Origin of the sequence: Microvirga sp. CF3062, from assembly GCF_036314045.1 — a bacterium.
Classification (GTDB): domain Bacteria; phylum Pseudomonadota; class Alphaproteobacteria; order Rhizobiales; family Beijerinckiaceae; genus Microvirga.
Genome location: NZ_JAYGGN010000003.1, coordinates 56,621 through 78,843, shown reverse-complemented (window position 1 = coordinate 78,843; position 22,223 = coordinate 56,621). Strand labels below are relative to the sequence as shown.

Genomic DNA, 22,223 nt, shown 5'->3' with positions numbered 1-22,223 from the left:
GATCCCGATCATGGGGAGCGCCGTGCTCACCGTCATGGCCGGGACAAGCCCGGCCATGACGGTGAGGGTTTTATGAACGCTCCCCCTCTGCAGCCCCCTGCGCCCTCGCCTCGTCCAGCAACCAACTCCTGAACGCCGCGATGGCAGGCCGGTCCGCCGTCGCCTCTGGGCAGACGACGTAATAGCGGTAGGCGCCCTTCACCTGCTGCGGAAAGGGCTGCACCAAGCGGCCTGCCTGGAGATAATCACCGATCAGGACGCTGGTCGCCAGCGCGACGCCCTGGCCGGACGCCGCCGCCTGCAGGCAGAGATAGGTATGGGTGAAGCGCGGGCCGCGGGAGGTGTCGATTCCCTCGACGCCCACGGCCTTCAGCCAGCGCTCCCAGGTGGTGTAGTCCGGCACGGCTCCCACAGCCTCATGGATGAGGGTGTGATGGCGCAGGTCGGCGGGCTCTCGCAACGGCCGGTCCGGATTGTTGAGCAGGGCCGCGCTGCACACGGCGAAGAAGAACTCCTCCATCATGAGGTCCGTGCGCAGGCCCGGATACTCGCCGCGGCCGAAGCGGATCGCGATGTCCACGTCCTCGCGGGCGAAATCGGTCAGCTGCATCGAGACCGAGACACGGACATCGAGTTCCGGATGGCGTTGGTGGAACGAGCCGAGTCGGGGAATGAGCCAATTCGACGCGAGGCTCGGCATGGCGCTGACGGTGATGACGTTCGAAGCGTCCGGCCGCAGGGCCTGGGCTGTCGCTTCGTCGAGCCGGTCGAGGATGTCGGACAGAGAGGCGGCATAGCGCTCGCCCAAGGGGGTGAGCGCCACCCCCCGGCTCGGCTGGCGCAGGAAAAGCGGCCGGCCGAGCCAGGCCTCGAGCGATTTTACCTGCTGGCCCACGGCGCTCGCCGTCACGGCGATCTCGTCGCCGGCCTTCTCGAAATTCAGGTGACGCGCGGCGGCCTCGAAGGCTCGCAGGGCATTGAGCGGCGGCAGACGGCGACGGGACATGGTGGATCCATCAGGGTACATTGCCCAAGTTTTCCTTGGGTCAGGCGCAAGAACTTCTCGTTTGCTCGATGCCTATCACAGGACCATATTTATATCCAGTGAAGCGCCATTGAAGGAGAACCATCATGGCGACCGGATATGCCACAGCAAATCTTGGGTTCCATACTACCCACCGCAACCATGGGAGCACGCTCATGAACCTGCTTTTGCGCTATGAGGCCTGGCTTGACCGGCGCAGGACCTCGAAGATCTTGTACGAGCTCGACGACCATGCGCTGCATGATATCGGGTTGTCGCGGGCAGACGTGGAGGGCTTGAATGAGGCCTCCTGGCAGGACCACCTGCCGCCGTCGATCAGCCGATAATCTCAATCGAAAAAGGCCCCCGATGAAGCTCTATTCCGGTCCCGTCAGCCTCTTCTCGCGTAAAGTGGAGATCGCCCTTTACGAGAAGGGGCTTCCCTTCGAGCGCATCGGGGTCGCCTTCAGCCAGACCAAGGGCTATGCCCCCAGGCACCCGGACGTGCTGGCCCTCAATCCCAAGGGACAGGTTCCCGTGTTCGTCGAAGGGGATCTGTCCCTCTACGATTCGACGGTGATCCTCGAATATCTGGAGGACGCTTACCCAGAGCCGTCGCTCTACCCGAGAGATCCCCGGGAGCGCGCCCGCTGCCGCCTGCTCGACGTCTTCGCCGACGAGATCATGCTGGCGCCGTTGCGCTTTCTCATGCACCGGACCGAGCCGAAGCCGGAGGATCTTGAGCGCTGGGAAGCCAAGGAGCTGAAGGCCCGGGAGGCCGAGCCTGCGCTTGCCGGCCATTTCGCCACGCTCGACCGGCAGCTTCAGGATAAGGATTATCTCTGCGGCGCTTTCTCAGCCGCCGACATCGCCGTGTTCATGACGGTGTTCTGGACCCGCCGTCTGGGCGGGCCGTCGTTGAGGGGACATGAGGCGCTGGCCGGTTGGTATGATCGGCTCAGCATGCGTCCGGCTTTCGCGAAGGTCGTTGCCGAGATCCTCGCCGCCGATGCGGAATTGTCGGCGCCGGTCGTGGGCGCGTTCCGGGAATGATCACGCTCGTCATCCCGGACGGAGCGCAGCGCAGATCCGGGATCGTTGGACGAGTGTGGCACAGAAGCCCTCCTCCCCCTTGTGGGGAGGAGTTGGAGGTGGGGGTGTGAGCGATAGCCTGTGAAGGTGAGGCGCCGGCACCCCCACCCTTAATCCCTCCCCACAAGGGGGAGGGAAATAGCGCTCTATCCTGAACCCGATCCCGGATCGCCTACGGCGTCCGGGATGACACCTGGGTCTTGAGCCAAACAGCCGCTATTCTCTTGCACGCATAAAAGGCCTAAAAGGGCGCTCATCTTCGCCCGCCCGATTGCAGCAGAACAGGCCGACCTTGTGAAAAAAGTCTTCGTCAAATCCTATGGCTGCCAGATGAACGTCTATGACGCCGAGCGCATGGCCGACATGCTGGCGACGGAGGGCTACAGCGAAACCAAGGCCATGGAGGAGGCGGATCTCGTCATCCTCAACACCTGTCATATTCGCGAGAAGGCCGCCGAGAAGGTCTATTCAGAGCTCGGCCGCGTGCGCGAGCTGAAGATGGAGCGCGAGGCGGCCGGTCAGGAGACGAAGGTCGTGGTCGCCGGCTGCGTCGCCCAGGCCGAGGGCAAGGAGATCCTGCGCCGGGCGCCCGCCGTGGACGTGGTGGTGGGACCGCAGAACTATCACAACCTGCCGAGCCTGCTGAAGAAGTCGCAGTCCGAGCGCGTCGTCGACACGGAATTCCCGGTCGAGGACAAGTTCGACCATCTGCCCAAGCCCTCGAAGGCGGCGATCCGGAACCGGGGCGTGTCGGCGTTTCTGACGATTCAGGAAGGCTGCGACAAGTTCTGCACGTTCTGCGTGGTGCCCTATACCCGCGGCGCGGAAGTCTCGCGCCCCGTGGCGAAGATCCTCGACGAAGCCTTGCGTCTCGTCGATGCCGGCGTGCGCGAGCTGACGCTCATCGGCCAGAACGTCAACGCCTATCACGGCGAGGGGCCTGACGGTGCCGTGTGGTCGCTCGGCCGTCTGCTGCACCGCTTGGCCGAGATCCCCGGCATCGCGCGGCTGCGCTACATGACGAGCCACCCGCGCGACATGGATGACGAGCTGATCGCCGCTCATCGCGATCTGCCGGCGGTGATGCCCTATCTGCACCTTCCGGTGCAGTCCGGCTCCGACCGCATTCTCGACGCCATGAACCGCCGGCACACGGGCGACGAGTACCGCCGCCTGATTGAGCGCATCCGCAACGCCCAGCCCGGTCTGGCGCTCTCCTCCGATTTCATCGTCGGCTTTCCCGGCGAGACGGATGCGGAGTTCGAGGACACCATGCGGCTCGTGGCGGATGTGGGCTTTGCCAGCTCCTTCTCGTTCAAGTACAGCCCCCGCCCCGGCACCCCGGCGGCAGACATCGAGACCCAGGTTTCCGAGGCCGTGAAGGCCGAGCGTCTGGCACGGCTGCAAAACCTACTGGAAATGCAGCGGCAGGCTTTCAATCACGGAACCGTTGGGCGGAGTCTCGACGTTCTCTTGGAGAAGCCGGGTCGTCACCCGGGCCAGATGGCCGGCAAGTCGCCCTACCTGCAGCCCGTGCAGTTCGAGAGCGACCGCCATGCCCCTGGCGAGATCGTGACGGTGCGGATTATTCGAGCAGGCTCGAACAGCCTGTTCGGGGAATGGATCGGACCCGGCAATCAGGCCGCGGCCTAGTCGATAACCCTAGAAGACCCCATATCCGTTCGCCGCACGTCCTGCGGCGAACATTCAGAGGAGAGGCATTTGAGCCCAGCGGACAACGCGACCGCACGTGCACAAAAGGGACGTAATCCCGGCGGCTTGCATCCCGGCGTCGTCGAAGAGGCCGAGATCATCCTCACCTTCGAGGACAACCGCCTTGCCAGCCTCGTTTTCGGACAATACGACCAGAACCTCGCCCATCTCGAGCGCCGTCTCGACGTGACCGCCATCGCCAACGGCAATCGGGTCACCGTGAAGGGTACGCCGGAGGCTTCCGAGATGGCGCGACGCGTTCTGGAAGGGCTTTATGAGCGTGCCCGCCAGGGTGGAGCGCTCGGGACCGGCGATGTGGATGGCGCTATCCAGGAGAGCACCCTCCAGGGCAGCCTCTTTCCGGCGGCCGAGGAACAGCCGGCTGCGGGACTGACCGCCTTCGACCAGATCTCCACGCGCCGGCGTGGGGCGGTGCGCGCCCGCAACGCCGCGCAGAACACCTATATCAAGGCGCTCAAGACCAACGAGCTCGTCTTCGCCGAAGGCCCCGCCGGCACCGGCAAGACATGGCTTGCCGTGGGCTACGCGGTCTCCCTGCTTGAAGCGGGACAGGTCGACCGGTTGATCATCTCCCGCCCGGCCGTGGAAGCGGGCGAGCGCCTCGGCTTCCTGCCCGGCGATATGCGCGAGAAGGTCGACCCCTATCTTCGCCCGATCTATGACGCGCTCTACGACTTCATGGAGGCGCGCCATGTGGATCGCGGCCTGCAGACCGGCATGATCGAAATTGCGCCGCTCGCCTTCATGCGCGGTCGTACGCTCACCAACGCTCTAGTGCTGCTCGACGAGGCTCAGAATACCACCACGATGCAGATGAAGATGTTCCTGACCCGCCTCGGCGAGGGCTCGCGCATGATCATCACCGGAGACCCGTCGCAGATCGACCTGCCTCCCGGCCAGAAGTCGGGCCTCGTCGAGGCCGTGCGCATCCTGGATGGAGTGGAAGGCATCACCAGGGTGACCTTCAAGGAAGCGGATGTGGTGCGCCACGACCTCGTGCGCCGCATCGTCACGGCCTATGACAAAGCCGCCCGCGAAGCACCGCCGGAGCCGCCGCGCCAGGATTACCGGGACCGCAGGCCGTGATCACCCTCGACATCATGATCGAGGCGGGTGACTGGGGCCGCCTCGAAGGCGCGGAGGCCCTGGCCCAGAAGGCCGCTGAAGCGGCGCTTGCCGTCACCTATGAGGCAAACGAGGAGTTCGAGGCGAGCGTCATGCTCACCGACGACGCCCAGATCCGGGAATTGAACCGCACCTGGCGGAACAAGGACAAGCCCACCAACGTGCTGTCCTTCCCGGCGCCGGAGCAGCCGGGCTTGGATGGCCCTCGCCATTTGGGCGATATTGCTCTAGCGTACGAAACCCTGGTGGGTGAATCCGAGGAAGAATCCAAGGAGCTTGCGCATCATTTCGCCCATTTGATCGTTCATGGAGTTCTGCATCTTCTCGGCTACGACCACGAGGTCGAGGCGGAGGCGGACATCATGGAAGGTCTCGAAGTCAAGGCGCTCGCCACCCTTGGCATCGCCAATCCCTATCGCGATATGGCAGCTTGAAGCGCTGACAACCCACGGCAATGAACGAAGATCGAAGTCGTAGCGAACGCCCTGTCCGAACCCTCCCCGAGACAGACGACACACGCGACCACTGGTACGACCGGGTTCTGACCCGGCTGGGCCTGAAATCCCGCGAATCCATCCGTCACGATCTTGAGGATGCTCTCGCGGAAACCGTCGAGGACACGGACTTCTCGCCCCAGGAGCGGGCGATGCTCAAGAACGTGCTCTCCTTCCACCGCATCCGGGTGGAGGACGTGATGGTGCCCCGCGCCGACATCGTGGCGGTGGCGGCCGAGACCAATCTCGGCGAGCTCCTGAATCTCTTCCGCACCGCTGGCCATTCCCGCCTGCCGGTCTATGGCGAGACCCTGGACGATCCCAAGGGCATGGTCCACATCCGGGACTTCCTGGATTTCATCGCCATGCGGGCCGATGGCGGCGCCTCGGAAGCAGGTGCCGGCGACGAGACGCCCCCGCCGAGCCTCGGCCTGATCGACCTGTCGATGACGCTGGCGTCGGCCAACATCCTGCGCCCGGTCCTGTTCGTGCCGCGCTCCATGCCGGCGATCGACCTTCTGGTGCGGATGCAGGCGACGCGCACCCACATGGCCCTCGTGATCGACGAATACGGCGGCACCGACGGCCTCGTGTCCATCGAGGATCTCGTCGAGATGGTGGTGGGCGACATCGAGGACGAGCACGACGAAGATGCCACGCTGACCATCATCGAGGCGGCCGACGGCACCTACATCGCCGATGCCCGCGCGAGCCTCGACGAAGTCAAGGAGACGCTCGGCGTCGATCTTACCGAGGAGGAGGGTGCCGAGGACATCGACACGATCGGCGGCTTCATCGTGACGCTCGCCGGCCGCGTGCCGTCCCGCAGCGAGGTCATCGTGGGTCCAGCCGGCCTCGAATTCGAGGTTCTGGACGCCGATCCCCGGCGCGTGAAGCGGCTTCGCATCCTTCGCCGCACATTGGCTTCCACGGAAGTGGAAATCACGGAAGGCCAACCGGTCGCCCCGCGCCCTGAAAGCGCTGCCGCCGAATGAGGCTTTTGGCAAAGCGCGCCATCCTCCTGAGGGGGTGGCGCCGGTGGCTTGCGGCCTTCGCGGCCGGGGCTATGGGCGCCCTCGCCATGCCGCCCTTCGGATTCCTGCCGGCGCTTGTCCTGTGCCTTGTCCCTGCGATCTGGCTCCTCGACGGGATCATGAAGGAGGGTACGTCCAGCTGGGCTCCCGTCAAGGCCGCGGCGCTGCTGGGCTGGGTCTGGGGCTTTGGCTATTTCGTCGCCGGACTCTGGTGGCTCGGCGCCGCCTTTCTCGTAGAGGCGGACCAGTTCGCCTGGGCCATGCCCCTCGGAGTCCTGGGCCTGCCGGCGCTCCTCGCCTTCTTCCCGGCCTTCGGCTTCGCGCTCGCCCGCCTGCTCTGGCTGCCCGATGCCCGGCGCATCCTTGCCTTCGCGTTCGGCCTCACCGTGGCCGAGTGGCTGCGCGGGCATCTCTTCACCGGCTTTCCCTGGAACAGCCCCGGCATGGCGCTCGGCCAGAGCCTCTGGCTGATGCAGTCCGTCTCCCTGGTTGGCCTCTACGGCCTGACGTTCTTGAGCCTCTGCATCGGCGCGGCTCCGGCCGTCCTGATGACCGGTCGCACAGCCCGTGCCCGCTGGACGGCGCCAGCCCTGGCGGCGCTGATGCTTCTTGGCATGACAGCCTTCGGCTTCTGGCGCGTGCCGGCTGAGGCATCCGCCAGCGTTCCTGAGGTGCGCCTGCGCATCATGCAGCCCAACTTGCCTCAGGATGCCAAGTTCAACCTGCGCAACCGCGATGCTATCATGCGGCACTACCTGTCCTTGAGCGCAAGACCAAGTCAGAACGGGGCTGCACCAACGCACATCATCTGGCCGGAATCGGCCTTTCCGTTCCTGCTCCATCGGGATGCGGGATCGCTTGCACAGATTGCCGCTCTCCTGGAGCCTGGCTCTGTCCTGATCACGGGGGCGGCCCGCATGGACGAGCCGCTGCCCGGCGAGGCGGTCGGCAAGTTCTACAACGCTATCCAAGTCATTGACGATCAGGGCACGATCCTCGGCTCCTACGACAAGGTGCATCTGGTGCCCTTCGGCGAATACGTCCCCCGGTTTCTCGATGCTGTGATCCGTGCGGTGGGCCTGCGCCAGTTCGTGCATATTCCGGGTGGTTTCGAGCCTGCCGAGAGGCGCATGACGCTCGCCATTCCCGGCCTGCCGCCGGTTGCTGCGACGATCTGCTACGAGGCGATCTTTCCGGGAGAGATCCTGGGCGACGGCCCTCGTCCCAACCTCATCCTGAATGTGACTAACGACGCCTGGTTCGGCCAGACCCCTGGCCCCTATCAACATTTCGCACAAGCGCGGCTGCGTTCTGTTGAGGAAGGTCTGCCGTTGGTGCGAGCCGCCAATACAGGGATCTCCGCAATTATCGATCCTTTTGGACGAATAGTGGATAAACTTCCACTGGGAGTTGAAAGTAGCATAGACTCAACTCTTCCAGTTGCGGAACCTACCACTGTTTACAGCAAATGGGGCAAGTTCTCTTTGACGGTTACGCTTGTAATCTGCTTAATGCTCTTGGTTGTACGTCGTGGGCAACATTCAACTTTTCCTTAAGTAAACCATGACCTTGCGTTACATTGAATCCGGTAAGGAAGTGGGGCCTTATGAAGAAGTCGACCGGTTTTATCGATACTGAAATCGGCAGCAGGGTTCGTATGCGCCGCGTCTCAATCGGCATGAGCCAAGAGAAACTCGGCGATATGCTGGGCCTGACCTTTCAGCAGGTTCAGAAATACGAAAAAGGCATGAACCGGGTCAGCGCGGCACGTCTCGTCGATATTGCCAAGATCCTAGGAGTCGACATCGAGTTCTTCTTCAATGGCCTCGAAGGAGGGAAGACTGGACCAGGCTTTGCAGAAAGCGGTGCACCCGCCTATGTGGCCGATATGATGTCGACGCCGGAAGGCTTACAGCTTGTGCGGCATTTCACCGGCATCAAGAACCCCAGGATCCGCAAAAGCATCGTCCAGCTCGTCGCCTCGCTGGCCGCTCAGGACGAAGCGGAGCGTTCGTCATAACGAACACGTTCGCTTGACCTTTCATTAAGCCTGCGGCATGAGCATGGTTTCAGACCTGCGGAGGATCCGCAGGCCCTGCTTTCCCACTGCCTGAAGGAATTCCGTCGTGCGGCGTTCGAGCTATCTTTTCACAAGCGAATCGGTGTCCGAGGGGCATCCGGACAAGGTCTGCGACCGGATCTCCGATGCCGTCGTCGATGCCTATCTGGCCGCCGAGCCCGAGGCCCGCGTGGCCTGCGAGACTCTTGCCACCACCAACCGCGTCGTCATTGCCGGCGAGGTGCGCGGCCCTGCCTCCATTACCAAGGACAAGGTGATCCAGCTCGCCCGTGGTGCCATCAAGGACATCGGATACGAGCAGGACGGCTTCCACTGGAAGAACGCCGAGATCGACGTTTACCTGCACGCCCAATCGGCTCACATTGCCCAGGGCGTCGATGCCTCCGGCAACAAGGACGAAGGCGCGGGCGACCAGGGCATCATGTTCGGCTATGCCTGCAACGAGACGCCCGAGCTGATGCCGGCGCCGATCTACTACGCCCACAAGATTCTCGAGAACCTGACTGCTGCTCGGAAAGCAAAGGCTGGCGATGCGGCAAAGCTCGGCCCCGATGCCAAGAGCCAGGTCACGGTGCGCTACGAGAATGGCAAGCCCGTCTCGGCCACCCAGATCGTTCTCTCGACCCAGCATTTGGACGAGAGCCTCACCTCCGAGGACGTGCGCAGGATCGTCGAGCCGCATATCCGCCAGACACTGCCCGAGGGCTGGATCTCGCCCGACACCATCTGGCACGTGAACCCCACCGGCAAGTTCGTGATCGGCGGCCCAGACGGCGATTGCGGCCTCACGGGCCGCAAGATCATCGTCGACACCTATGGCGGTGCCGCTCCCCACGGCGGCGGCGCCTTCTCCGGCAAGGACCCGACCAAGGTGGACCGCTCGGCCGCCTACGCCGCGCGCTATCTCGCCAAGAACGTGGTGGCGGCCGGCCTCGCCGACCGCTGCACCCTGCAGCTCTCCTATGCCATCGGCGTGGCCAAGCCCCTGTCGATCTACGTGGACCTGCACGACACCGGCACAGTGGACGAGGGCAAGCTCGAGGCTGTGCTCATGGACGCCATGGACCTCTCGCCCCGCGGTATCCGCACGCATCTCGGCCTCAACCGCCCGATCTATGCCCGCACCTCGGCCTATGGCCATTTCGGCCGCAAGCCGGATGCGGACGGAGGCTTCTCCTGGGAGCGCACGGACCTCGCCGACAGCCTCAAGGCGACCTTCCGCTAAGAGCTATTCCGGCCGGCCGAATGCATCCGGCCCCACTGAGACTCATCACACAGAGCCGGTTCCCCGCGAGGAGGACCGGCTCTAAATGCATTCTTCAGGAGCATTTGTCCCATGAACGAAGCCTCGGAACGCGCCGGCGCCTTCTTCGGGCGCCGGAAGGGCAAGAAGCTTCGCGCCGGACAGGACGAGCTCGTCCAGAATCTGCTGCCTGCGATCCGTGTGGTTCCGGGCAGCGACATTCCCAGTCGGTTCCCGAACCCTCAGGCGCGGGAAACCTGGCTTGAGATCGGCTTCGGTGGTGGCGAGCATCTCGCCGCCCAAGCCCGCGCCCATCGCGACGTCAACATCGTCGGCTGCGAGCCCTTCGTGAATGGCATGGCCAAGCTTTTGGCTGTGATCGAGCAGGAGAAGCTCGACAACATCCGGGTCTGGGATGACGATGTCACCGACCTGCTGCCAACCCTGCCCGACGCCTCCTTCGATCGGGTTTACATCCTCTATCCCGACCCTTGGCCCAAGCGCCGGCAGCGCAAGCGCCGTCTCGTCTCCGACGAGAATCTGGAGATGCTCGCGCGGGTCATGAAGCCGGGCGCCGAGTTGTGCTTTGCCAGCGACATCGACGATTACATCGGCTGGGTGCTCGCCCGCGCCTTGCGCTCTCAGGCCTTCCGCTGGACAGCCACTCGCGCCGACGATTGGCGCAAGCCCTATGAGGGCTGGCCGGGCACACGCTACGAGGCCAAGGCGATCCGCGAAGGCCGCGTGCCGAGCTACCTGACCCTCAAACGGGTCTGAGTTAGACCGCTGCTTGGGCGACGCGCTCGTCGCTCACCACCGCGCCATCGACAAGATGAATGCGCCGGTCGACCCGCGCTGCGATGTCCATGTCGTGCGTGACGGCAATCACTGTCTTGCCCCGCTTCTTCACCAGATCCTGCAGAATCTGAAAAACCTGTTCCGAGCTCTTGCTGTCGAGGCTGCCGGTCGGCTCATCGGCGAGCACCACATGGGGATCGTTCGCCAACGCGCGGGCAACGGCGACGCGCTGACGCTGGCCACCGGAAAGTTGGTCAGGGCGCTTGTCGAGATGACCCGCAAGGCCGAGCTCCTCCAGCAGGCTCGCGGCGCGCTCGCGCATTGCGGTCGAGGACAGACGACCCGCCTTGCGCATGGGCAGCTTCACGTTCTCCAGAACCGAGAATTCCGGCAGCAGGAAGTGGAACTGGAACACGAAGCCCAGCATCTCGAGCCGCAGGCGGGCCAGCGCGTCATCGTCCAGGGACGATGTATCCTGTCCGGCAACCCTCAAGGTTCCACTCGTCGGGCGGTCGAGGAGGCCGAGGAGATAGAGAAGCGACGACTTGCCCGACCCGGACGGGCCGGTGATGGCGATGAATTCCTGCTCGCTTACGGTGAGCGACACGTCCCGCACGAGACTCACCGGCACGATGGCGGGCAGGATGCGGGTGAGATGTTCGGCCTCGATGAGCAGGCTCATGTCGCCCCCCGGATGATGTCGACCGGATTGAGCCGCGCCGCCTGCCGGGCCGGGAGATAGCCGGCCACGCCGGACGAGATCAGCGCGAAGGCGGATGCGATGGCGTAGTGCCAGGGGCTCCAGAACAGCGGCAGCCGCGTCATCTCGCGGCCGACCCCGGCGCCCGAGAGCCTGAACTCCACCTGAGACAGGGCAAAGCACAGGAGAAAGCCGATGAGCCAGCCGACCAGAGAGCCGGCGAGACCTAAAGCCAGCCCCTCGATCAGGAACAGCCGGCGCATGTTTCCTTGAGTGAAGCCCAGCGACTTCAGGATGGCGATATCGCGCGCCTTCTCGTGGGTGATGGTGGAGATGATGTTGAAGATGCCGAAGCCCGCCACGAGCAGGATCGCGCCCACCACCGTGTACATGACCACGTTGCGCACCACGAGCGCTTCGAGGAGCGATTCATTCGCCTCCTGCCAGGGCACGGCCTTGTAGCCAAGCTCGGCCTCCGCCTGCCGGGCGACCCGCGGTGCCGCCTCCGGATTGTCGAGGCGCAGGCGGATGTCGTTGATGGCGTTCGGCCGCTCAGAGAGGATCTGCGCGCTTTTCAGGAGCACATAAGCCTCGCCCTCGTCGCGGGCGACGTTGCCGGTGTGGAACTGCCCGGCGATGCGAAAGCCGCGGGATTGTCCGGTGGGTGCGACGACCTGGATCGTGGTGCCCGTCGAGGCGCCGATCCGGCGCGCGAGGCTGTCGCCGACCACGATGTTGTTGCCCCCGGCCCGCAGGGAATCGAAGCTACCCTGCACGAAATCGCCCGCCACCGACGAGACCCGGGCCTCGATCTCCGGCTCGATCCCAATGATTGCGACACCCACATCGCGGCCCGCATAACGGATCACGCCCTGTGTGCGCAGGCTCTGGGCCATGCGGCCGGGTATCCAGGATCGTAGGGATGCGGTGGCGGCCGCCGGGTTGAGGATGCCGCGGCGATCCTCCTTCGGCCGCAGGGCCTCGAACTGGGCGGCGGCGAACAGATCCTCGGCCGGCTGGCTCCGGGCCGTGCGGCGTTCGTCGGTGATCTGCACATGCGGCATGGTATCAACGAGCTGGGCGATGAAGTCCTTCTCGGTGCCCTGCATCAGGGCCGCCATGGCAATCGAAAAGCCGACCCCGAGCGCCACGCCGAGAATCGCCACAATGGTCTGGCGGCCGCGTCCGGCGATGTGGGTCAAGGCGAGTTCAAGAATGAGGCGCATGTCTCACCTCTTCTCGGAAACCTTCGTGCCGTCGGCGAGATCGTCCGGGAAGGGAGCGATGATCCGGTCGGTCTCGCTCAACCCCTCCAGAACCTGCGTCTGACCCGCCCCGCGGATGCCCACTCTCACATCCCGCCTCCGGGCCGCGCCGCCCTCCACAACGAAGAGGCTTGCGCCCCGAAGGGCGTTGGTGGGCACGAGGAGAGCCTCGGACGAGACGCGGGCGATCACGTTCACCTCCACGGTCATGCCGATCCTCAGTGGGGTGTCCTCCGGCAGAGCCAGGTGAATCCGGTAGGTCTTGGCCACCGGATCGCCCTTCGGGGTGATCGAATCGACCTTGGCCTCCAGCACCTGATCCGGAAAGGCATCGGCCTTGAGGACGGCGCGCTGCCCGACGGTGACGCGGGGGATGTCCTCCTCATTCACCTCGGCCTCCACCTGCAGGGGCTTGGGCTCACCCACCCAGAACAGGACGGTCCCAGGCTCGGCCACCTCTCCGACCTCCCCGTCCTGGCGCAAGACGACACCGCTCACCGGCGCCCGCAGGATGTAGGATTCGAGCCGCGTCTCCTGGCCTGCAATGAGGGCCTCGATCTGGCCGCGTTCGCTTCTGGCCCGGTCGAGAGCTTGGTCACTGGCAACGCGGCGCTCGACCAGGGCTGCAACCCGATCATAATCCGATGCAGTGAATTTCTGCCGCGCCCGCAATTCCGCGAGCGTTGCCTCGGGCTGCCGGTTGTCGAGGCGGGCGAGCACAGCCCCGCGTTCCACCGCCTCGCCCTCGCAATTGCACAGCTCGACGATCCGCTCCCGCAGCAGCGGCGTCACCTTGGCCCAGGTGCGGGGCTCGACGATACCCGTCGCATAGACGATTTCGGCGGCTTCGCCTCGCGTAGGGGATACGGGAGCGACCTCCGGCGGCCGGCTGAACTGCCATAAGGCCGCGGCGGTTGCCAGCAGCACAACAAGAAGAATAAGGAAGCGGGACAGCTTCACGACACGGCTCCTAGAGCAACCGGACCCAGAAGTGGACTTGCGCTTTTGGGGCTCGTCCGATGCTCCCTGTTGGATGAGCGCATCGTTAAGCGCGGAAAACCGGATCCACTTTTCCGCCCGGTGCGTCATACGACAGGTCCGTCTATCACAATCGAAGCGTAGCGGCGATTGAGGAACTTTCCGGAGGTGTCTTCCGGAGGCAACTGAACGTAGCGTCAGGGCAAGCCGGGCAGGCTTGGTGCAGGACCCTTGCTTTTTTGGGCTTGAATCGCTATAAGTCCGCCGTCAGCTCTGGTTGCAGCGTCAAGCTGCTGGTCAAGAGTGGGCCCCGCCGGGTCCGCTCTTTTTTATTGCTTGAACGCCGGAGCGTGCGGAGAGCCATGACGAACGAACGCGACAAGCGGCTGATTACCGAGAACGGCGTAGCCGCCCGAGTGGCGACCATCGTCGAGCCTGTGATCGAAGATCTGGGCTTCAACCTCGTGCGTGTGCGGGTCACCCCCACGAACGGATGCACCGTGCAGATCATGGCCGAGAGGCCGGACGGCAGCATGGCGGTGAGCGATTGCGAGACCGTGAGCCGGGCGATTTCGCCGGTGCTCGACCTCGAGGATCCCATCGACACCGCATATTACCTTGAGATCTCCTCTCCGGGGATCGACCGGCCGCTCGTGCGGGTCAGCGATTTCGAACGCTGGACCGGCTACGATGCCAAGATCGAGATGGCTGTGCCCCTGGAAGGCCGCAAGCGTTTCCGGGGTTTTCTCCGGGGCGTCGAGAACGGGATGCTCGTTGTCGAGTTGCCGGACGTGAAGGAGGGCCTCGACCCCATCGCGCGCCTGCCTCTGACGGATCTGGGCGAGGCTCACCTCGTTCTGACCGATGACCTCATCCGTGAATCGCTGCGCCGGGGAACGGCGCCGACCACGGACGACCTTGATGAAGACACGGATGTGGTGGATGCGCCCGATGAGGCGCAGGACCCATCCGATCAGACGAAACCGAACTAAGGAGCGACCTCGATGGCTATCAGTGCCAACAGGCTTGAACTCTTGCAGATCGCCGATGCGGTCGCCCGCGAGAAGGTGATCGACAAGCAGATCGTCCTTGACGCCATGGCGGATGCCATCGCCAAGGCGGCCCGGTCCCGCTACGGCGCCGAGACCGATATCCATGCCGAGATCAATTCGAAGACCGGCGAGCTGCGCTTGGCCCGGCACCTGCTGGTGGTCGAGGACGGTGCGGTAGATAACGATTCCCGCGAGATCACGCTGGCCGAGGCCCGCACCCGCCACAATCCGGCGGCCCAAGTGGGCGACGTGATCGCCGACACCCTGCCGCCGTTCGATTTCGGCCGCATCGCCGCCCAATCGGCCAAGCAGGTGATCGTCCAGAAGGTGCGCGACGCCGAGCGCGACCGCCAATACCAGGAATACAAGGACCGGATCGGCGAGATCGTCAACGGCGCGGTCAAGCGCGTCGAGTACGGCAACGTGATCGTCGACCTCGGCCGCGGCGAGGCGATCATCCGCCGCGACGAGTTGATCCCCCGCGAGACCTTCCGTCCGGGCGACCGCATCCGCGCTTATGTCTTCGACGTGCGCCGTGAGGCCCGTGGGCCGCAGATCTTCCTGTCGCGCACCCATCCGCAATTCATGGCGAAGCTCTTCTCCTCGGAAGTGCCGGAGATCTATGACGGTATCGTGACGATCCAGGCCGTCGCACGCGATCCGGGGTCACGTGCCAAGATCGCCGTGATCTCGCGCGATTCCTCCATCGACCCGGTCGGCGCCTGCGTCGGCATGCGCGGCTCCCGCGTCCAGGCGGTGGTGGGCGAGCTCCAGGGCGAGAAGATCGACATCATCCCGTGGTCCCCCGACCAGGCGACCTTCATCGTCAACGCGCTCCAGCCGGCCGAAGTGGTCAAGGTGGTGCTCGACGAGGAAGCCGACCGCATCGAGGTGGTGGTGCCCGACGACCAGCTCTCGCTCGCCATCGGCCGCCGCGGCCAGAATGTGCGCCTGGCCTCGCAGCTCACCGGCTGGGACATCGACATCCTGACCGAGGCCGAGGAATCCGAGCGCCGCCAGAAGGAATTCGCCGAGCGCACCGATCTCTTCATGAATGCGCTCGACGTGGACGAAGTCGTGGGCCAGCTCCTGGCCTCGGAAGGCTTCCGCTCCGTCGAGGAAATCGCCTATGTGGATGCCGGTGAAGTGGCCGCCATCGAGGGCTTCGACGAGGACACGGCCGCCGAGATCCAGAACCGTGCGCAGGAATATCTCGCCCGCATCGAAGCCGATAATGACGCCCGCCGTCAGGAACTGGGCGTCTCCGACGACTTGAAGGAGATCGACGGTGTCACGAGCGCCATGATGGTGGCTCTGGGCGAGAACGACGTGAAAAATGTCGAAGACCTGGCCGGCTGCGCCACCGACGATCTCGTCGGGTGGACGGAAGGCCGCGGCCCCGAGGCCACCCGCCATGCGGGCGCCCTCGACGGCTTCGACGTGTCCCGTGCGGACGCCGAGAACATGATCATGGCCGCCCGCGTGAAGGCGGGTTGGATCGAGAAGCCGGAAGAGATTGTTGAGACCGAGGAATCGGCCGAAGAGGCCGAGACCGAAGCTCAGCCATCCTAACGGCAATGGCAAAGCGAGGTCAGCATTCGTGCCGCGGCATGAACCGGAGCGCACCTGCATCGTCACCCGCGAGGCTCAAGGCCCCGCGGGGCTGATCCGCTTTGTCCTTGGGCCCGACCAGCAGGTCGTGCCCGATCTCCGGCACAAGCTGCCGGGCCGCGGCGTCTGGGTGACGGCTCGTTCCGACATGGTGGAAGAGGCGGCCAAACGTCGCCTCTTCGCCCGCGCCTTCAAGGCCGAGGCCAAGGTTCCGGAGACCCTTGTCCAGGACATCGAGCGTCTTCTCCGGGACGATCTGCGTCAGGGCTTGGCTCTCGCCAACAAGGCCGGATCGGTGATCACCGGCTTCCATAAGGTCGAGGCGACCATCACGGATAAGCCCATCGTTGCCCTTATTCATGCCGCAGAAGCGGCCGAAGATGGGCGAAGAAAATTAGCAAACCAGTTGCGAAAACGCTTCGGCGAGGCAATATCTAGCTTTCCGGTCATCCAAGAATTGTCGAATGACGAATTGGATTTGGCATTAGGCCGGTCAAATGTGATACATGCTGCCCTCGTCGCGGGCGCTGGGAGCGACGGCTTTCTGAACCGATGGCATCGTTACCGCATCTTTCGCGGCACCGACGCCGATCAAACTGGCCTCGGAAACGAGACCGGCGAACCCACGACTATGAAACCCGCAGGAACTGAGGCGGAATGACCGATACGAAAAACCAGGGCGACAAGACTCTTCATGTGTCGTCCAAGACGCTTTCTCTGAAGCGCCCCGTCGAACAGGGCGTGGTGCGCCAAAGCTTCTCCCATGGCCGATCCAAGTCGGTTGTGGTCGAGACGGTGAAGCGTCGCCCTGCCGTTGGCCCCACCGGGGGCAAGGAAGACAGACCCGCGCCGCAACAGGCAGCGGCCCCCGCGGCTGCGCCCAAGCCTGCGGCTCCGGCTCCCAAGCCGGCAGCACCTGCCCAGGGTGGCCGCCCGCAACGCTCCACCCCCAATACTCCCCGGTCCGGCGGCATGGTGCTGCAGACGCTCTCCGAGCAGGAGCGCGATGCGCGCATGAATGCGCTCGTCGATTCGCGCCGCCGTGACGAGGAAGACCGCAAGAGACAGGCCGAGGAATCAGCCCGCCGCTCCGAGCGCGAGATCGCCGAGGCTCAGGAGCGCGAAGCCGCCGAAGCCCGCAAGCGCGAGGAAGACGAGCGCCGCCGCCAGGACGAGGAGCGCAAGCGCCGCGCCGAGGACGAAGCCCGCCGCCGTCTCGGCGAAGAGGCCCCGCGTCAGGCGTCCGCACCGGCTCCGGCCGGGCGTGGACCTGCCCCGCGCTCCGATGCTCCGCGTTCCGACCGGCCTCGCCAGGATGGACCCCGTCCCGCCGGCCGGTTCGACGGCCCGCGTCCCTCCGGCCCGCGCCAGGATGGTCCCCGTCCGGGTGGTTTCGGTGGCCCGCGCAGCAGTGGCGGCACCATGGGCGGCCGTCCGCAGAGCCTGAACCATATGGCACGCCCGGCCGCGCCGGTTGCGCCCGATCCGGACACGGCAAAGCCGAATGTCCGCACGGCTCCCCCCGTTGCCGCCCGCGCCGCCGTGGTGGATGACGAGGAGGGTGCACGCACCATCCGTCGTCCCGGCGTTCCCGTGAAGCCCACGGCCCTGCCGAAGACGCCCAAGACGGCTCCCGGCGAGGAGAAGCGCCGCGGTCGCCTGACACTCGCCAATGCGACCTCGGGCGAGGACGAGCGCACCCGCTCGCTCGCCGCCTTCCGTCGCCGCAACCAGCGTCTCATGGGCCACCGTCAGGTGGAGCAGAAGGAAAAGATCGCCCGCGAGGTGATCATTCCCGAGACGATCACCATCCAGGAACTGGCGAACCGCATGTCGGAACGCGCCGTGGATGTGATCAAGATGCTGATGAAGCAAGGCCAGATGCACAAGATCACGGATGTGATCGACTCCGATTCAGCCCAGCTGATTGCGGAAGAGCTCGGCCATACGGTCAAGCGCGTCGCGGAATCGGACGTCGAGGAAGGCCTGTTCGACACGCCCGACGTGGACGAGAACCTCATCACCCGTCCGCCGGTCGTGACCATCATGGGCCACGTCGACCACGGCAAGACCTCGCTGCTCGACGCGATCCGCAAGACCAACGTGGTGTCCGGCGAAGCCGGCGGCATCACCCAGCATATCGGCGCCTATCAGGTGACCTCGCCGCTCGGTGGCAAGATCACCTTCATCGACACGCCCGGCCACGCGGCCTTCACGGCCATGCGCGCCCGCGGCGCCAAGGTGACGGACATCGTCGTGCTGGTGGTGGCGGCCGATGACGGCGTCATGCCGCAGACCGTCGAGGCGATCAACCACGCGCAGGCGGCCGGCGTGCCGCTGATCGTGGCGATCAACAAGATCGACAAGCCCGACGCCAACCCGCAGCGGGTGCGCACCGAGCTTCTGCAGCACTCCATCGTCGTCGAGTCGATGGGCGGCGAGACCCTTGAGTTCGAGGTGTCGGCCAAGACCCGCGACGGTCTTGAGACCCTTCTCGAAGGTCTCCAGCTGCAGGCCGAAATCCTCGAGCTCAAGGCCAATACCGGGCGCTCGGCGGAAGGCACCGTCATCGAGGCGAAGCTTGATCGCGGACGTGGTCCCGTGGCGACCGTTCTCGTGCAGCGCGGGACGCTTCGCACCGGCGACATCGTCGTGGCCGGCGCCGAATGGGGCCGCGTGCGTGCCCTGATCAACGATCTCGGCGCCAACGTGAAGGAGGCCGGTCCCTCCGTCCCGGTCGAGGTTCTGGGCTTCAACGGCACCCCTGAGGCCGGCGACCGCGTTGCGGTGGTCGAGTCCGAGGCCCGCGCCCGCGAGGTCACCGAGTACCGCACCCGTCAGAAGCGGGAGCGTCAGGCGGCCCGCATGGGTTCGGCCGGGCGCACGCTCGCCGACATGATGCAGGACCTCAAGGCCGGAGCGGGCCGCAAGGAATTCCCGCTTGTGGTCAGAGCCGACGTGCAGGGCTCGGCGGAAGCCATCGTCGGCGCTCTCGAGAAGGTCGGCAACGAGGAAGTTGCCGCCCGGATCATCCAGGCCGGTGTCGGCGGCATCTCGGAATCGGACGTCACTCTGGCCGAAGCCTCTAACGCCATCGTCCTCGCCTTCAACGTGCGTGCCCACAAGGAAGCGCGCGAGGCGGCCGAGCGTGCCGGCATCGAGATCCGCTACTACAACATCATCTACGACCTCGTGGATGACGTGAAGGCGGCGATGTCCGGTCTGCTCGCTCCGACGCTCCGCGAGGAGCGGCTCGGCGAGGCGCAGATCCTCGAGGTGTTCAACGTGTCGAAGGTCGGCAAGATCGCCGGCTGCCGCGTCCTCGACGGCGTGGTCCAGCGCGGCGCCCATGTCCGCCTGATCCGCGACAACGTGGTCATCCACGAAGGCAGGCTCTCGCAGCTCAAGCGCTTCAAGGACGACGCCCGCGAGGTCACCTCGGGTCAGGAATGCGGTATGTCCTTCGAGAGCTATCAGGACATGCGCGTCGGCGACCAGATCGAGTGCTACCGCGTGGAAGAGGTGAAGCGTTCGCTCTAAGCCGCTTCTGATCTTTTCACTGTCTGGAACATCAGTCATGGCCGGGTCATTCCCGGCCATGATCCCTTTTGAACCATCCGGTCCAACCCCGGAGATATAAAAATGGCCAAACGTTACGAACAAACCACTGGACCCACCCAGCGCCAGCAGCGTGTGGCCGAGCTTATTCGCCATGCCCTGGCTGATGTCCTCTCCCGCGGCGACCTGCAGGACGACGTGCTGACGAGGAACGTCATCACCATCCCCGAGGTGCGCATGTCGCCGGACCTCAAGCTCGCCACGGCCTATGTCATGCCGCTCGGCGGCCGCGACGAGGCGGCGGTGATCAAGGCGCTGGACAAGAACAAGAAGATCCTGCGCCAGGAGGTCGCCCGCCGGGTGAACCTGAAGTTCGCCCCCGACCTGCGCTTTCTCCGGGACGAGAGCTTCGACGAGGCAGCCCGCATCGATGCGCTGCTGCGCACCGAGCGGGTGGCCCGCGATACGGGCAGGCCCGGCCCGGCCGTGTCCGATGACGAGAACGACGAGCAGAATTCATGACCGAAGAACGCCCGCAGCGGAGGCCTCACGGGGACCGACCGAAGAAGCGTGACGTCAACGGATGGATCATCCTCGACAAGGGCGTGGGCATGACTTCGACCCATGCGGTCGCGGTGGTCAAGCGCAGCCTCTCGGCCAAGAAGGCCGGGCACGCCGGCACCCTCGATCCGCTCGCCTCCGGCATCCTGCCGATCGCCTTGGGCGAGGCGACCAAAACTGTGCCCTTCGTCATGGACGGGCGCAAATCCTACGTGTTCACCGTGGCCTGGGGCGCGGAGACGAACACGGATGACACCGAGGGCGAGATCGTCGAGCGCAGCGACAAGCTGCCCGATCCGTCCGACATCGAGGCGCTCCTGCCCCGCTTCACCGGCTCCGTGCAGCAGGTGCCGCCGCGCTTTTCGGCCATCAAGATTGCGGGTGAGCGCGCCTATGATCTCGCCCGCGACGGCGAGGTGGTGGAGCTTCAGCCGCGCACGGTCGAGATCGATCGTCTGGCCCTCATCCATCATGATGGCAACCGCTCGGTGATCGAGGCCGATTGCGGCAAGGGCACCTATGTCCGGGCGATTGCCCGCGACCTCGGCCGGACGCTCGGCTGCCTCGGCCATATCGCGGCGCTCCGGCGCACGCGGGTCGGCCCCTTCACGGAGCACGACGCCGTCACCGTCGACGATGTCGCCACCGATCCGGCGGCCTTGCGCCCGGTGGAGACCGCTCTCAACGAGGTCCCGTCGATTGCCGTGAGCCGCGACATGGCAGGCCGGCTCATGCGTGGCCAGTCCATCATCCTGCGCGGGCGCGAGGCGCCTCTATCGGGGAAGGTCTACGCCACCTGCAACGGCGTGCTCATCGCCGTGGGCGATGTGGAGCGCGGCGAGCTGGTGCCGCACCGGGTGTTCAACCTGGGCGCTTAGAAGAAGCCCACCCACTGTCATTCCGGGGCGCCGAAGGCGAGCCCGGAATCCATAACCGCTAGCATTGCAAGAAGAGGCGGAGCGCTGCTAACCCTTTCTTGAAACGTCGAGTTTATGGATTCCGGGCTCCGCTACGCGGCCCCGGAATGACAGTGAGGAGCGTTCCAAACACGATAATGGCCGGGACAAGCCCGGCCATGACGTCGAAGGAAAGTTCTCAGCTTACCGGTCGGCCTTCAGGCCCTGCGCCGAGCGCGTCAGGAACTTCTGGGTGATCGGCTCGATCATGTCGTAAACCGCCTGAGCGGTCTTCTCCTCTTCGCGCAGCGTCTCCTGGAGGCCCGGGATGAACTTCTGGTTCCCGGAGGCTTCGGCCATCACGATCAGGGACTTGTAGGACGCGATCTCGAAGTTCTCGAAGGCGTGGTTGGCGAAGGTGTTCTTCAGAACCTCGTCGGCCATCGGCATGTGGCCGGCGGCCGCCAGGTTGGCCATGAACTGAGTAGCCATGTCCTTCAGGATCGAGCGGTCAGCACCGAAGGAGTGCAGCATCTCGTCGAGGCGGCGGATCTGGCCTTCCGTTTCGGTGATGTGGCGGCGCAGGAGATCGGACATCTCCGGATAGTTCTCGAACCGCTCGACCTGGCGCTCCATGAGCTGGATGGCCTGCTTCTCGAGGGCGTGGGCGTTTTCGAGGCCGGTGATGAAGATGTTGCGGATGTCTTCCGAGGACGTAAGGTCGGCCATGCCTGTGGTGGCAGTCATGATGTCGGTTTCCTATCTTGGGGGTCTCTGGTTCACCAACCGTGACCTGGAAAACTTGTTCCGCCAGGAATGGCCAAATCGGCGCATCCTATTGCTCCGCTTGGGAAAAATGATTCCTCTGGCACTCGCGCGCATTTCGTGTATGGTGCGCCATCTTTTCTGAGGCTTTAAGCCCTGAAAGACGCGTCCGTGTTCGGACCGCGCTGGACGACATCCCGGCCCGGCCCTTCC

Annotated in this window: 21 protein-coding genes; 16 read left to right on the top strand and 5 right to left on the bottom strand. The window is 64.9% G+C overall.

The genetic code is table 11. The annotated features are described in order from the left end of the window. Nucleotides 1–70 precede the first annotated feature (70 nt). Nucleotides 71–1,006, bottom strand: a complete 936-nt coding sequence (locus tag VB618_RS06535; RefSeq protein WP_329795785.1) for a transcriptional regulator GcvA — start codon at nt 1,004–1,006, stop codon at nt 71–73. A gap of 125 nt (nt 1,007–1,131) precedes the next feature. On the opposite strand from VB618_RS06535, the gene VB618_RS06530 reads away from it, so the two are divergent. The 10 genes from VB618_RS06530 to trmB all read left to right on the top strand — a co-directional run bounded on the left by VB618_RS06530 (nt 1,132) and on the right by trmB (nt 10,603). Then, on the top strand, nt 1,132–1,371 hold the full coding sequence (locus VB618_RS06530) for a DUF1127 domain-containing protein (protein ID WP_329795784.1): 240 nt from the start codon (nt 1,132–1,134) through the stop codon (nt 1,369–1,371). 22 nt (nt 1,372–1,393) lie between these two features. Next, nucleotides 1,394–2,077, top strand: a complete 684-nt coding sequence (locus VB618_RS06525) for a glutathione S-transferase family protein (protein ID WP_329795783.1) — start codon at nt 1,394–1,396, stop codon at nt 2,075–2,077. Between the two features lie 333 nt (nt 2,078–2,410). Beyond that, complete coding sequence (gene miaB, locus VB618_RS06520; protein WP_329795782.1) at nt 2,411–3,769, top strand: tRNA (N6-isopentenyl adenosine(37)-C2)-methylthiotransferase MiaB; 1,359 nt, start codon at nt 2,411–2,413, stop codon at nt 3,767–3,769. Between the two features lie 69 nt (nt 3,770–3,838). Further along, nucleotides 3,839–4,936 carry a PhoH family protein gene (locus VB618_RS06515; protein WP_329795781.1) on the top strand — a complete coding sequence of 366 codons (1,098 nt, stop codon included), beginning with the start codon at nt 3,839–3,841 and terminating at the stop codon, nt 4,934–4,936. Between the two features lie 14 nt (nt 4,937–4,950). Further along, nucleotides 4,951–5,409 carry an rRNA maturation RNase YbeY gene (gene ybeY, locus VB618_RS06510; protein WP_329796147.1) on the top strand — a complete coding sequence of 153 codons (459 nt, stop codon included), beginning with the start codon at nt 4,951–4,953 and terminating at the stop codon, nt 5,407–5,409. Between the two features lie 20 nt (nt 5,410–5,429). Beyond that, nucleotides 5,430–6,464, top strand: coding sequence for a hemolysin family protein (locus tag VB618_RS06505; protein ID WP_329795780.1), 1,035 nt, complete (start codon nt 5,430–5,432; stop codon nt 6,462–6,464). Further along, nucleotides 6,461–8,059, top strand: coding sequence for an apolipoprotein N-acyltransferase (gene lnt / locus VB618_RS06500; protein ID WP_329795779.1), 1,599 nt, complete (start codon nt 6,461–6,463; stop codon nt 8,057–8,059). Before VB618_RS06505 ends, lnt begins: the two co-directional genes overlap by 4 nt. Nucleotides 8,060–8,109: 50 nt before the next feature. Further along, nucleotides 8,110–8,523, top strand: a complete 414-nt coding sequence (locus tag VB618_RS06495; protein ID WP_329795778.1) for a helix-turn-helix domain-containing protein — start codon at nt 8,110–8,112, stop codon at nt 8,521–8,523. A 106-nt stretch (nt 8,524–8,629) separates the two neighbouring features. Next, the gene (gene metK / locus VB618_RS06490) at nt 8,630–9,808 is read left to right on the top strand and encodes a methionine adenosyltransferase (protein WP_329795777.1); all 1,179 of its coding nucleotides are present in this window, start codon (nt 8,630–8,632) and stop codon (nt 9,806–9,808) included. Nucleotides 9,809–9,919: 111 nt separating this feature from the next. Then, nucleotides 9,920–10,603: a tRNA (guanine(46)-N(7))-methyltransferase TrmB gene (gene trmB / locus VB618_RS06485; protein WP_329795776.1), complete on the top strand. Its 684-nt coding sequence runs from the start codon at nt 9,920–9,922 to the stop codon at nt 10,601–10,603. 1 nt (nt 10,604) lies between these two features. Here the strand turns inward: trmB and VB618_RS06480 are convergent, their stop codons facing one another. The 3 genes from VB618_RS06480 to VB618_RS06470 are packed head-to-tail and all read right to left on the bottom strand — an operon-like array spanning nt 10,605 to nt 13,549. After that, nucleotides 10,605–11,306, bottom strand: a complete 702-nt coding sequence (locus tag VB618_RS06480; protein WP_329795775.1) for an ABC transporter ATP-binding protein — start codon at nt 11,304–11,306, stop codon at nt 10,605–10,607. Beyond that, the gene (locus VB618_RS06475) at nt 11,303–12,550 is read right to left on the bottom strand and encodes an ABC transporter permease (protein ID WP_329795774.1); all 1,248 of its coding nucleotides are present in this window, start codon (nt 12,548–12,550) and stop codon (nt 11,303–11,305) included. Before VB618_RS06475 ends, VB618_RS06480 begins: the two co-directional genes overlap by 4 nt. Nucleotides 12,551–12,553: 3 nt before the next feature. Further along, entirely contained in the window at nt 12,554–13,549 is a 996-nt protein-coding gene (locus VB618_RS06470; RefSeq protein ID WP_442931698.1) for an efflux RND transporter periplasmic adaptor subunit, read from the bottom strand. Nucleotides 13,550–13,929: 380 nt separating this feature from the next. Between VB618_RS06470 and rimP the strand changes: the two genes are divergently transcribed. The 6 genes from rimP to truB all read left to right on the top strand — a co-directional run bounded on the left by rimP (nt 13,930) and on the right by truB (nt 21,227). Next, entirely contained in the window at nt 13,930–14,559 is a 630-nt protein-coding gene (gene rimP, locus VB618_RS06465) for a ribosome maturation factor RimP (protein WP_329795773.1), read from the top strand. Between the two features lie 12 nt (nt 14,560–14,571). After that, nucleotides 14,572–16,191, top strand: a complete 1,620-nt coding sequence (gene nusA, locus VB618_RS06460; protein WP_329795772.1) for a transcription termination factor NusA — start codon at nt 14,572–14,574, stop codon at nt 16,189–16,191. A 28-nt stretch (nt 16,192–16,219) separates the two neighbouring features. Beyond that, nucleotides 16,220–16,891, top strand: coding sequence for an RNA-binding protein (locus tag VB618_RS06455; protein ID WP_329795771.1), 672 nt, complete (start codon nt 16,220–16,222; stop codon nt 16,889–16,891). Then, entirely contained in the window at nt 16,888–19,770 is a 2,883-nt protein-coding gene (infB, locus tag VB618_RS06450) for a translation initiation factor IF-2 (RefSeq protein ID WP_329795770.1), read from the top strand. Before VB618_RS06455 ends, infB begins: the two co-directional genes overlap by 4 nt. 102 nt (nt 19,771–19,872) lie before the next feature. Then, nucleotides 19,873–20,310 carry a 30S ribosome-binding factor RbfA gene (gene rbfA / locus VB618_RS06445; protein ID WP_329795769.1) on the top strand — a complete coding sequence of 146 codons (438 nt, stop codon included), beginning with the start codon at nt 19,873–19,875 and terminating at the stop codon, nt 20,308–20,310. Then, nucleotides 20,307–21,227 (top strand): tRNA pseudouridine(55) synthase TruB, encoded by a 921-nt coding sequence (truB, locus tag VB618_RS06440; RefSeq protein WP_329795768.1) that lies wholly within the window; start codon nt 20,307–20,309, stop codon nt 21,225–21,227. Before rbfA ends, truB begins: the two co-directional genes overlap by 4 nt. Before the next feature lie 222 nt (nt 21,228–21,449). Here the strand turns inward: truB and VB618_RS06435 are convergent, their stop codons facing one another. Beyond that, the gene (locus tag VB618_RS06435; protein ID WP_329795767.1) at nt 21,450–21,992 is read right to left on the bottom strand and encodes a ferritin-like domain-containing protein; all 543 of its coding nucleotides are present in this window, start codon (nt 21,990–21,992) and stop codon (nt 21,450–21,452) included. Between the last annotated feature and the right edge of the window lie 231 nt (nt 21,993–22,223).

Excerpts from the sequence above, each read along its gene's own strand:
- VB618_RS06535 (WP_329795785.1), bottom strand. The coding sequence starts at position 1,006 with ATGTCCCGTCGCCGTCTGCCGCCGCTCAATGCCCTGCGAGCCTTCGAG.
- VB618_RS06530 (WP_329795784.1), top strand. The coding sequence starts at position 1,132 with ATGGCGACCGGATATGCCACAGCAAATCTTGGGTTCCATACTACCCAC.
- VB618_RS06525 (WP_329795783.1), top strand. The coding sequence starts at position 1,394 with ATGAAGCTCTATTCCGGTCCCGTCAGCCTCTTCTCGCGTAAAGTGGAG.
- ybeY (WP_329796147.1), top strand. The coding sequence starts at position 4,951 with ATGATCGAGGCGGGTGACTGGGGCCGCCTCGAAGGCGCGGAGGCCCTG.
- VB618_RS06505 (WP_329795780.1), top strand. The coding sequence starts at position 5,430 with ATGAACGAAGATCGAAGTCGTAGCGAACGCCCTGTCCGAACCCTCCCC.
- lnt (WP_329795779.1), top strand. The coding sequence starts at position 6,461 with ATGAGGCTTTTGGCAAAGCGCGCCATCCTCCTGAGGGGGTGGCGCCGG.
- VB618_RS06495 (WP_329795778.1), top strand. The coding sequence starts at position 8,110 with ATGAAGAAGTCGACCGGTTTTATCGATACTGAAATCGGCAGCAGGGTT.
- trmB (WP_329795776.1), top strand. The coding sequence starts at position 9,920 with ATGAACGAAGCCTCGGAACGCGCCGGCGCCTTCTTCGGGCGCCGGAAG.
- VB618_RS06480 (WP_329795775.1), bottom strand. The coding sequence starts at position 11,306 with ATGAGCCTGCTCATCGAGGCCGAACATCTCACCCGCATCCTGCCCGCC.
- VB618_RS06475 (WP_329795774.1), bottom strand. The coding sequence starts at position 12,550 with ATGCGCCTCATTCTTGAACTCGCCTTGACCCACATCGCCGGACGCGGC.
- rimP (WP_329795773.1), top strand. The coding sequence starts at position 13,930 with ATGACGAACGAACGCGACAAGCGGCTGATTACCGAGAACGGCGTAGCC.
- nusA (WP_329795772.1), top strand. The coding sequence starts at position 14,572 with ATGGCTATCAGTGCCAACAGGCTTGAACTCTTGCAGATCGCCGATGCG.
- infB (WP_329795770.1), top strand. The coding sequence starts at position 16,888 with ATGACCGATACGAAAAACCAGGGCGACAAGACTCTTCATGTGTCGTCC.
- rbfA (WP_329795769.1), top strand. The coding sequence starts at position 19,873 with ATGGCCAAACGTTACGAACAAACCACTGGACCCACCCAGCGCCAGCAG.
- truB (WP_329795768.1), top strand. The coding sequence starts at position 20,307 with ATGACCGAAGAACGCCCGCAGCGGAGGCCTCACGGGGACCGACCGAAG.
- VB618_RS06435 (WP_329795767.1), bottom strand. The coding sequence starts at position 21,992 with ATGACTGCCACCACAGGCATGGCCGACCTTACGTCCTCGGAAGACATC.